1 protein-coding gene, 1 tRNA gene and 1 rRNA gene are annotated in these 1,925 nt (G+C 37.1%); all 3 read right to left on the reverse strand.

Annotation, left to right across the window (positions count from 1 at the left end):
- Positions 1 to 76, reverse strand: a tRNA-Asn gene (locus tag H9635_RS19045).
- Between the two features lie 151 nt (positions 77 to 227).
- Entirely contained in the window at positions 228 to 1,523 is a 1,296-nt protein-coding gene (locus tag H9635_RS19050; RefSeq protein WP_191701902.1) for an alpha/beta fold hydrolase, read from the reverse strand.
- A gap of 321 nt (positions 1,524 to 1,844) precedes the next feature.
- Positions 1,845 to 1,925 (reverse strand): 5S ribosomal RNA (gene rrf / locus H9635_RS19055); the annotation flags it as partial.

The raw sequence follows: 1,925 nt of genomic DNA on the forward strand, positions 1-1,925 counted from the left end.
TGGCTCCGAAGGCAGGACTCGAACCTGCGACCTGCCGGTTAACAGCCGGATGCTCTACCAACTGAGCTACTTCGGAACGCTACTATATATGTACCTCATGTACAATGTTTCCTTTGTACATTTATTATTATAGCAACGTTTTTAATTTATACAAGCACTTTATTGAAATAATATGTCTTTTATTTTTTTCTTGCAGAAAGAGGAAAACTCCTCTTCCCTGGACTTATTTATTTTATGAATTTAACAATTTCCTCTACTAAACCACTCGTTAATGGTAATTTGGGATTTGAATAACTCGCTACATTTTGTTCACGATTTCCTTCTATGTCTTTTAAGACATGATTCATATGATCAAAATAATGAAGCTGTGCTTTGCTATTTGCCAATTTTAGATTTTCCGCATCTTCTTCTGTAATCTGGATATCCATTTTTCCTTGTAGTATTAGTATAGGTACTATCACATCGTTTATTTCCTGCTGTGGGTTATATTTTAACCAAGAAATCATATACGGTTGAACAGATGGTCTAAATAAGGACTGAAGTTCAGACGAAACTTTCCCGACTTTATTACCGGCTTTCAGCTGCTCCAATGCTTTTTCAGATTCCAACAACAAATTAGGTGGTAGACTCGCTGCTAGTTGTTCCATCAAAATCTCATCGACCGGTCTACCTGCCCCAGCAATGGAGATAAGTGAGTCTACATTGCCTTTTTGTGCAGCGATTGCCATAATTAATGCACCTTCACTATGACCAAGTAAATGAACCTCCGTAAAACGGCTGTCTTTTTTAGCATAATTAACGATTGACGTTACATCCTGTACATACATTTCAAATGTTAAGTCCTCTTCTTTTGCAATTAGTGCTGTATTTTCACCAATACCCCGCTTATCAAACCGTATTGATGCAATTCCCTGTTCGGCTAGATTTTCCGCAATCATCTTAAGGCTGTTATTAGATCCACCGCCAATAGTATTTCCATCTTTATTCGTTGGTCCCGAACCAGCATGGATAATAACAAGCTCCCCTGTTGGTTGTTCTGGCACTTGTAGGGCTACCTTTAATTCCCCTCCTAAAACAGGAACCGTATGCTCTTCATATGTTATAGAAGCCTCTGTATATGGATTTAAAGTAATCGGAAACGTTTGTCCATTTTGTGTAAACGTCCCCTCTATTTGTTCCTTTTCATAAGTCCCTTCTATTTTTATTAAAGACCCTGCCAAATCAATTTTAATCTCTATTTCACTATCATCATATTGAACAGATTCAAATGAAAATTCACTTAATCCTTGGGCTGGAACCGATATATTCCCCCCTGTTTTTTGCAAATCCAAAATAATTTCCAATGGTGACTGCGGGATTTCAATCATACCTTGCCATTTCCCTAATAATGCTTCGTTCATCTGGATGACCTCCTGAGAGCTTTCAGTTTGCTCTGTTGTAGCTAAGTCGGTACTGCTTGTTTTATCATTTCCACAGGCTGTCAGTAATACGCTAGCTACTGCCATATACAATATTTTACGCATCAGCTTCCTCCTTAATTAAACTTATTCCTTTGTATACGTAATTTAGCTGTAAAAGTTTCAAATGATAAAAGTGCCTTGAGGAATGATAACTATCTAATCCAACTAAGAATGAAAACTGAAATTCCTTCTGACGTTCATCTAGCTACTTCTTCTCCTATTTGTATTAATTTATAACCGGTAAGATCTAATTTCTATTTTTATATAAACAAAAAAGCATGACATAGAAAGTTTTATCCTTTCAAGTCATGCTTGTTATTTTTAATTTGCTAATTTTAAATAATAAAAAAGCCACTACTGACTGAATCAGCAACGACTTTTTGAGCCTAGCGACGTCCTACTCTCACAGGGGGAAGCCCCCAACTACCATCGGCGCTAAAGAGCTTAACTTCCGTGTTCGGTATG

Origin of the sequence: Solibacillus faecavium, from assembly GCF_014836905.1 — a bacterium.
GTDB classification, from domain to species: domain Bacteria; phylum Bacillota; class Bacilli; order Bacillales_A; family Planococcaceae; genus Solibacillus; species Solibacillus faecavium.

Excerpts from the sequence above, each read along its gene's own strand:
- H9635_RS19050 (WP_191701902.1), bottom strand. The coding sequence starts at position 1,523 with ATGCGTAAAATATTGTATATGGCAGTAGCTAGCGTATTACTGACAGCC.